Annotated in this window: 9 protein-coding genes; 7 read left to right on the top strand and 2 right to left on the bottom strand. The window is 70.4% G+C overall.

Annotated elements, in window-relative coordinates:
• Window positions 1-252, top strand: a 252-nt coding sequence (locus tag VFZ20_RS08465; protein WP_329683420.1) for a hypothetical protein, incomplete at its 5' end; no start/stop codon positions are given.
• Between the two features lie 14 nt (window positions 253-266).
• On the opposite strand, the gene VFZ20_RS08460 is transcribed toward VFZ20_RS08465, so the two are convergent.
• A complete protein-coding gene (locus VFZ20_RS08460) occupies window positions 267-1127 on the bottom strand; it encodes a hypothetical protein (protein WP_329683419.1) in 861 nt (286 codons plus the stop codon).
• A gap of 180 nt (window positions 1128-1307) precedes the next feature.
• Window positions 1308-1538 (bottom strand): hypothetical protein, encoded by a 231-nt coding sequence (locus tag VFZ20_RS08455; RefSeq protein ID WP_329683418.1) that lies wholly within the window; start codon window positions 1536-1538, stop codon window positions 1308-1310.
• 250 nt (window positions 1539-1788) lie between these two features.
• Between VFZ20_RS08455 and VFZ20_RS08450 the strand changes: the two genes are divergently transcribed.
• From VFZ20_RS08450 to VFZ20_RS08425, 6 genes are all read left to right on the top strand, one after another.
• Window positions 1789-3048: an acyltransferase family protein gene (locus VFZ20_RS08450; protein WP_329683417.1), complete on the top strand. Its 1260-nt coding sequence runs from the start codon at window positions 1789-1791 to the stop codon at window positions 3046-3048.
• A gap of 342 nt (window positions 3049-3390) precedes the next feature.
• On the top strand, window positions 3391-4560 hold the full coding sequence (locus tag VFZ20_RS08445; protein ID WP_329683416.1) for a sensor histidine kinase: 1170 nt from the start codon (window positions 3391-3393) through the stop codon (window positions 4558-4560).
• Entirely contained in the window at window positions 4539-5300 is a 762-nt protein-coding gene (locus VFZ20_RS08440) for a LytTR family DNA-binding domain-containing protein (protein WP_329683415.1), read from the top strand. Before VFZ20_RS08445 ends, VFZ20_RS08440 begins: the two co-directional genes overlap by 22 nt.
• A gap of 352 nt (window positions 5301-5652) precedes the next feature.
• On the top strand, window positions 5653-6156 hold the full coding sequence (locus tag VFZ20_RS08435) for a hypothetical protein (protein ID WP_329683414.1): 504 nt from the start codon (window positions 5653-5655) through the stop codon (window positions 6154-6156).
• Window positions 6156-6509, top strand: coding sequence for a nuclear transport factor 2 family protein (locus VFZ20_RS08430; RefSeq protein WP_329683421.1), 354 nt, complete (start codon window positions 6156-6158; stop codon window positions 6507-6509). Before VFZ20_RS08435 ends, VFZ20_RS08430 begins: the two co-directional genes overlap by 1 nt.
• Before the next feature lie 199 nt (window positions 6510-6708).
• Complete coding sequence (locus VFZ20_RS08425; protein WP_329683413.1) at window positions 6709-7506, top strand: double zinc ribbon domain-containing protein; 798 nt, start codon at window positions 6709-6711, stop codon at window positions 7504-7506.
• Window positions 7507-7943 lie beyond the last annotated feature (437 nt).

Raw genomic sequence — 7943 nt, 5'->3', positions numbered from 1 at the left:
GGCGGCCTTTTCTGGGGGCAGTCCGCGCAGGCGGACTTCGCGAATTTCCAGCGGCGAATTCATTCGCTCCGGCTGGGTGTCGGCCGCAATCGCGCCGTCACGAACCCTGCTCTGGTGCACCGTGACGGCGTGCGGCACGAGCCGTCGGCGAAGGCCGACATCACGTTTTCGGTGCCGCGAATTCATTCGCCGGGACTGGGGGCCGACCACCCGCGCCGACCTATGCATTATGTGAACGCCCATTCACAATGAGCGTCAAATCCCGCCTACCGCCGCTCGATCCCGAAGACGTACACCTGGTTGGTCGTGACCACCACGAGGTCGTCGCCGCGCATCTCCAGGTAGCTGTGCGCGCTGTCCAGCGGCTGGCGGTCCAGGATGCGTCCGGTGGCGCGGTCGATCAGGAACAGGCTGTCCGCCTCGGCCGTAAAGCCGTAGCCCGCCACGATGTATGGACCGTGCAGCAGGATCACGTTGTTGGACGTGAGCGGCGGCGTGCGCCAGTCCGTCGTGCCCGCGGCCGGGTCCACGCGCAGCAGCGACGAGCACGCGCCGCCCGCCTCGCGCGCGTACGACTGGCACGCCTCGTTGAAGTACAGCTTTCCATCCGCATAGCGAATGTCCTGCACCTCCAGGCGATCCGTCCGCGACAGGAACCGATTGAGGTTCGTGTCCCACGCGCGGCTTCCGTCCGGGCGATAGAGGATCGCGCGGTACGCCACGTTCCCGCCGTTGGGCGCGCCGCCCAGCGGGCCGCGGTAGAACGCCAGCCACCCGTCCGCCGTGCGGTCCGCGATGAACAGCTGCAGCCCCTCCAGCTCCGCCCGCACGTACGCCGGCCGGTCCGCCGGCACCTCCTGCCGAATGCGATACTCCAGCCCGTTCGGCTTGTTGGCGCCCGTCAGGCCCAGCGCCGCGTAGCCGCGCCCGTTCAGCGGCTCCGCGCGGCGGCGCACCAGCCGGGCATCCGGCGCCGGCGTCTCCGGACGCGTCGGCGTCGCGGCCGGCGTGCTGGTGACCGGCGGCTCCGGCGCATGCGTCGGCGCGGCGACGGGCGGATTGGTGGTGCAGGCGGCCAGCAGCGCCACGGCGGCAATCGCCAGGTGCACTTCTCCGTACAGCCTCAAACGCTTCTCCTGCTTCTGGTTCCGGTCCCATGTGCGCGAACGGTGACATCGTCGCGGATGTCACCGTTCGCTCGCATCAGAGGGTGAGGCATCGCCCGTGCCCCGGTGGTCGAACCCCATCACCACGCCGGCGTTCCCGTCCGCTGCCCCGGCCGTGGTCCCGCGGACAGCGAGATCCGCTCAGCAGGGCGCGCCGGAAGCGCACGGCCAGTCGCAGGTGGCGCCACACGTAGGCCCGGTCTCGTAGCAGGTATCGAATTCGAACGTTTGCTGCCGGCAGATCCGATTGCAGCTGTACGAGCCATCGTACGTGTACGCATTGCCATGGATCGTTCCGCGGAGCTCCGTGGCGGCTCCGGTATCGAACGAGCGCACTTCCAGGTCGTCGACACGCAGCTGGATCTTCTTCATGGATCTCTCCTCGCGCAGGTGAATACACGTCCTTTCCGGACGATAAGAATAACCAATCCGGCATCCATCGGCACCTTCGCGCTGAGGTGCAGGCGCCGGGGTCCCACATATCCGTCCCGCTCACCACGCCTCCGTCCCGCTCGTCACGCGGCGTTCACACACGGGTACTCGCCGCGATGAGATTGGCGGCGCGGATCGGGGCGTCCGTCCGCGGCGCGACATCCATCAACCTCGAGGGACGGAAACGCAGATGAACGCACAGGGCACGGCCCGCCCGCGGCGGCATGACCTGGACTGGCTGCGGGTGATCGCCATCGTGCTGCTGCTCTTCTTCCACTCCGCCATGCCGTTCGTGGCCGAGTGGGGCTGGCACCTCAAGAATCCGCAGACGAGCCCGCTGATGATGGAGCTCAGCTTTTTCCTGAGCCGCTGGCGGATGGCGCTGCTGTTCCTGATCAGCGGCGTGGGGACGGCGTACGCGCTGGGGTTTCGCCCCGCGCGCGGCTACCTGCGCGAACGGGCCAAGCGGCTGATGGTGCCGCTGGTCTTCGGCATCCTGGTGATCGTGCCGCCGCAGATCTACATGGAGCGGCTGGCCAACGGCGCGGGCTATCGCTCGTACCTGGAGTTCTGGCCCACGGTGCTGCGGATGGTGCCCTATCCCGAGGGCAGCTTCAGCTGGCATCACCTGTGGTTCATCGCGTACCTGTTCATCTACTCCGTGGCCGCGCTGCCGCTGTTCCTGTGGCTGCGCTCCCCCCGCGGGCAGCGGGCGCGCGCGGCCCTGCACCGCCGGCTGGCCGGGCCCGCGCTGTACGCGCTTGGCCTGCCGCTGGGCCTCGTCCTGGCGACGCTGTACGTGCGCTGGAGCGGCCCGCAGGACATCATCAACGACTGGGGGCACCTGGTCTACTACTTCGGGTTCTTCGTCTTTGGCTACCTGCTGGCGGAGGCGGACGATGCGTGGCGGTGGATGGAGGACCGCCGGCGCGTGTCGCTGGCCCTGGCGACGGCGTCCATCGTGGCCATCAACTACCTGCGGTGGAACGACGTGGAGCCCGCGTGGGGATACAACCCGGGCAACGCCGCGTACATGGTGCTGGAGGGCTGCAACGCGTGGTTCTGGGTGCTGACGCTGCTGGGATTCGGCCGGCGGTTCCTTTCGTTTCGCAACCGGCTGCTGGACTACGCGAGCGAGGGCATCTATCCCTTCTACGTGCTGCACCAGACGGTGATCGTGGTCGTGGCGTTCTACGTGATCCGCGCGCCGGAGGGCGTGTGGGCCAAGTTCGCCTTTACGAGCGCGGTGTCGTTCGCGCTCACGGTGGCCATCTACGACCTTGCCGTGCGCCCGTTCCGGGTGACACGGTTCCTGTTCGGGATGAAGAACCCGCCGCGCGCCGTCCGCACCGTCCCCGCCCCGCCGCGCATGGTGGACGCGGAAGGGCTGGGACCCGCGCCTATCCCGGCGACGACGGAGGTGCCGGTAGTGGCGGGGAATGCGGTGTGAACCAGGGGCAGGATCGTGGAGGAGGAGCGGGGCGCTCGCCGGCAGCAACCCGCCCCTCCCCCGGCCCCTCCCCGCTCGTTCCTCGCGGAGAGGGGAGAACGGATGGACGCCGGTAATCCTATGTCCCGGTGTACGTTGCGTCCTTTGCTGGAGCAGTCCGCGCAGGCGGACTTCGTGCCTTTCCAGCGGCGAATTCATTCGCTCCGGCTGGGGAACGGCCTTACCGGAGCAGATCCGCAATCGGCAACATTCGCTGGTCGAGGAGCCCGGCCCCGCCGCTCCAGTGGGCGCCTGCCTCGTCTTTGCTGATCGACCTCCACTGAGATGACCCATCCACCGAGCTTGAACGCCTCGCCTACGTCGTCCGTGTCGTCCGGCTCGCCCGGTGTATCGACGGCGGTGCCCGGCCCACGCGACGACTTCTGGAGCTGGCCGGCGGCGATCGCCCTTACGACGCTGCTGGGGCTGCTCTCCTTCGCGTACTACTCGCTGGACGACGCCGTCCGCGGATACAAACCCGCCCTGCTGGGGACGCTCGTCGAGGAGCTCACGGGCTACTGGGGCATGCTGGTGCTGCTGCCGGTGGGCATCCGCATCGTGCGCCGGTACCCGCCGGCCCTGCACTGGCGGATGCTGGCCCACGTGGCCGGTCTGCTGGCCATCTCCGCCGCCGGCACCACGTGGAACTGGGCCACGCGCAGCCTCCTCTTTCCCCTGCTGGGGCTGGGCGCGTACGACTACGGCCGCATGCCGCTGCGCTACCTGATGGAGCTGCCCAAGGCGGCCATCATCTACGTGATCGTGCTGGCGTTCGTCACGCTCATCGACCGCTACCAGGCCGCCCGCGAGCGGCAGCTGAACGTGGCGCGGCTGGAAAGCAGCCTGGCCCGCGCCCAGCTGCAGAACCTGCACACACAGCTGCAGCCGCACTTCCTGTTCAACGCCCTCAACACCATCTCGTCCGTGATGTACGACGACGTGGAGCGCGCCGACCACATGATCAGCAGCCTGTCGGAGCTGCTGCGGGCCAGCCTGCACGCGTCGCAGGCGCAGCAGATCCCGCTGGCCCAGGAGCTGGCCGTGCTGGACCGCTACCTGGAGCTCATGCGCGCCCGCTTTGGCGACCGGCTGGCCGTGGACGTGGCGGTGGATGACGGGCTGGATTCCGCCCTCGTCCCCGCGATGGTGCTGCAGCCCATCGTGGAGAATGCGATGCAGCACGGCGCGCCGCCTCCGCCGGCCGTGGCGCGCGTGGACATCCGCGCGCGGCGCGATGGCGGACAGCTCGTCCTGGAGGTGCGGGACAACGGGCCCGGGCTGCGCGGCGATCCGCTGGGCCGCGGCGTGGGATTGACCAACACGGCCGACCGCCTGCGCGCCCTCTACGGGGACGAGCAGTCGCTGGCCTTCGAGAACGCGCCGAACGGCGGATTGATCGTGCGGATGACGATGCCGCACCGCGCGGCGGCGGCCCCGGCCCGGGAGGACGCGTGGAGCCTGTCCGCGTCCTGATCGCCGACGACGAGCCGCCGGCGCGCGCCAAGGTCCGCCGCTTTCTCTCCGCCGATCCCGAGGCCGAAGTCGTCGGCGAGGCGGGGAGCGGGCCGGAGGCGGTGGATGCCATCCAGCGCCTGCGGCCGGACCTCGTCTTTCTCGACATCCAGATGCCCGGCGCGGACGGCTTTGGCGTGCTGGCGGCGCTGGAGCCGGGCACGCTGCCGCACGTGGTGTTTGTGACGGCGTACGACCAGTACGCGCTGCGGGCGTTCGAGGTGCACGCGGTCGATTACCTGCTCAAGCCCTTCGACGCGGAGCGATTCCGTACGGCCCTGGCCCGCGCCAAGGAGCGCGTCCGCGCCCGTCCGCCCGCGGACGACCTGGAGCAGCGCATCCGCCGCGCCCTGGCGGACGCGCGGCCGGCGGCGTACCTGGACCGCGTGCTGGTGCGCACGGGCAGCCGCGCCGTCTTCCTGCGCACGGACGAGGTCGACTGGCTGGAGGCAGAGGAGAACTACGTGCGGCTACACGCCGGCCGCGAGTCGTACCTGGTGCGCGGCACGCTGGCGGGGCTGGAGGAGCGGCTGGACCCCGCGCGGTTCATCCGCGTGCACCGGTCGCACATGGTGAACGTGGGCAGCATCCGCGAGCTGCACCCGTCGAGCCACGGCGACTGGATGATCGTGCTGCGCGACGGCCGCGAGCTCATGCTCAGCCGCCGCTACCGCGACCGCCTGCCGGAGCTGGCGGGGTGAGCGGATCCACATCCGGCCGGCATCCATCCTGAGCGACTGAAGTCGCCACAACCACCGCGGAAAGCCTCGCAAACTGCGCGAGGCTTCAACCGCGCGAGGTCGAGGTTCGGGGAGGAAGGCGCCGAACTCCGGCGGGTGGCGTGGCGCTCTCCCGTGACGGACAGTCCGCGCAGGCGTCGCGCAGGCGGACTTCGCGCCTTTCCAGCGGCGAATTCATTCGCTCCGGCGTGGGGTCGTGCAAACATCTGCTGATCGCCCCTGTTTTCCTCCGCGCTTCCGTATCAGATTGTGTCTTCCGCGCACGCCCGGGTGGGAGCGCGACGACCAAAACGCTGTCCTGGAGACGAGAACGATGGGTGAGGCCGCGCGGCGCAAGCAGCAGGGGTTCGACGGGCGCAAGTTGGGAGAGGACGTGGTCGCCGCCCTGAACGCCGATGCCGGCGGCCCCGCCTGGGAGCTGGTGCGGGGCGGGCAGCAGCCCGACCACTTCCTGGTGCTGGGCGCCGAGGACGAGTCCGTGCGGGCGGTCGTCATCACCAACCGCGAGGCGCAGGAGACGCCGCACCGCATCGTGGTGCAGCGCCTGTACCGCCGCGGCGAGCCGTGGCTGCACACCCTGATCTTCGATCCGTCCGAGGAGTACCGCGCGGACCTCTACACGCAGGTGGCCCGCCGCGCCGTGGGCGTGGTGCACGGCGCCAGCGACGAGGGCATCGACCGCGTGCAGCACGAGATCATCCACTCGTCCTGGCCCGAGCTGCAGGAGAACGTGGACCGCGTGTCCATGGAGCCCGGGCAGCTGCCCCAGGCGGAGCCGGCGCAGGAATCCGCCGCGGAGCCGGAGTCGCAGGCGTGATGGACGACCGCGAGCTGCTGCGGTATGCGTACGCCGCGTTCAACGCGCGCAACGTGGACGCGGCGCTCGCCACCATGCACCCCGACGTGGACTGGCCCAACGGCATGGAGGGCGGCCGCGTGCTGGGCCACGAGGCCGTGCGCCAGTACTGGACGCGGCAGTGGACGCTCATCGATCCGCACGTGGAGCCCGTGGACTTCACGCCCCTGGACGACGGGCGGATGTCCGTGGACGTGCGCCAAGTGGTGCGCGACCACGAGGGCAGCCTGCTCGCGGACCAGCGGCTGCAGCACGTCTACCGCATCGAGGACGGCCGCATCCGGTCGATGGAGATCGTCGAGGCGCCGGTGTAGCCGGGACGGCGGATGACGGATGCGGAGAGAGCCGGCCCACGCGCGTGGGCCGGCTCTCGTGTTTTCAGTGCGGATGCGGATCCGCGGGCGTCCCCGGGCCCGCGCGGACGGCGTCGGGAAGATCCCCACCTTGAGGGAACCGGGTGCGGCGCATAGATTTGCGGACTTGATCCTGACCGACACCTCTCACGGCGGTGCCATGAGCAAGACCTGTCCGTCCTGCGCGGCCGAGGCCTCCGGACGTTTTTGCCCCCAGTGCGGCGTGGCCATCGATGCCACCTGCCGCGAGTGCCAGAACCCGCTGCCCTCGGGCGCGCGCTTTTGCAACCAGTGCGGCGTGACGGTGTCCGCCCCGCCGGTGGCCGCGGCCGCGAAGGGCGCCAAGCTGCCCTGGGCCATCACCGGGCTGGCGGTCGTGGCGCTGGCCGCCGTGGTGATCGTCCCGCGCGTCTCCGCGGACCCGGCGCAGACGCCCGGCCTCGCCGCGCCCTTCGCGCAGCAGGGCGCGGCCGGCGCGGGCGGGCCCGGCGCCGCGGCGCCGGGGGATCCCAGCCAGATCGACCTGTCCAGCATGACGCCGCGCGAGCGGGCGGACCGCCTGTTCAACCGGGTGATGGAGGGGATGTCGGGCGGCGACACCACGCGCATCGGCTTCTTTACGGACATGGCCATCCAGGCGTACGGGATGGTGCCCGAGCGCAACGCCGACCTGCACTACCACCTGGGCGAGCTGTACCGCGCCAAGGGTGACCTGGACGCCGCGCGCGCCCAGGCCGACACCATCCTGGCGGCGGACCCGGTGCACCTGTTCGGTCTCTTCGGCGCGGCCACCACGGAGCAGGGGCGCGGCAACACGGCCGAGGCCAAGGCGCTGTTCCAGAAGTTCCTGGACGGGTACGCGGGGCAGATCGCCCGCAACCTCCCGGAGTACCAGGAGCACCAGCAGGGCCTGCCCGCCATGCGCACCGCCGCCCAGTCCGTCGTCGACGGCAAGTAGGCGGATCGGAATCGGCCGGTGGGGGATGGGAGGCTGTCCGTCGCTTCGCGACGGGGGCCCTCTCCCCCGCCGGCCTTTTTGCTCGTTCCTCGCAACGGCCGGCGACCCCTCCCCCAACTTCGGGGGAGGGGTTTTTCGTGTGAGCCGGGTCCCTGCACCCGGGCACGGATTTCCGCTTCGGCTTGTCTTCCTGAGGGGCCCTCGCGGGCCTTTATCGGCCTGGATGCGTGCGGCCCGAAGGATCTTGCCCGCCGCCGCACGGTCTTCCCGACGCGCGCGGATGCCGGCTCGCGTAGTCCTGAGCGTGTGGCAGCCTCCGCGCAAGCGCCCCCTCCGGGCTCACGGAGCTCGCCCACCTGGCGGATGCCGATCTGTTCTCCCCTCTCCGCGAGGAACGAGCGGGGAGGGGCCGGGGGAGGGGCGGGTTGCTGCCGGCG

The organism is Longimicrobium sp. (genome assembly GCF_036280135.1).
GTDB lineage: Bacteria > Gemmatimonadota > Gemmatimonadetes > Longimicrobiales > Longimicrobiaceae > Longimicrobium.
Note: the sequence above shows the minus strand (reverse complement) of the source record. Positions and strands in the feature narration are given on the sequence as shown.